This is a genomic window from Amycolatopsis sp. M39 (genome assembly GCF_001651785.1).
Taxonomy (GTDB): domain Bacteria; phylum Actinomycetota; class Actinomycetes; order Mycobacteriales; family Pseudonocardiaceae; genus Amycolatopsis; species Amycolatopsis rubida.
On record NZ_LWSF01000015.1, the window covers coordinates 170,096 to 170,363 of the forward strand.

At 66.0% G+C, this 268-nt stretch carries 1 protein-coding gene; it reads right to left on the reverse strand.

Annotated elements, in window-relative coordinates; all coding sequences use genetic code 11:
* On the reverse strand, nt 1–268 hold a 268-nt coding region (locus A4R44_RS46270), incomplete at both ends, for a peptide-methionine (S)-S-oxide reductase MsrA (RefSeq protein ID WP_369805944.1).

The window sequence follows — 268 nt, forward strand, 5'->3', positions numbered from 1 at the left end:
CGTCGGTGGTGTAGTAGATGGCGGAGCGGTAGCTGGTGCCGATGTCGTTGCCCTGGCGGTTCTTGGTGCTGGGGTCGTGGACTTGGAAGAAGAACTCCAGCAGTGCGCGGAAGCCGGTTTGCTCCGGGTCGTAGGTGACTTCGATGGTTTCGGCGTGGGTGCCGTGGTTGCGGTAGGTGGCGTGGGGGACGTCGCCGCCGCTGTAGCCGACGCGGGTCGCGGTCACGCCGGGCTGGTGGCGGAACAGCTCCTCCATGCCCCAGAAACA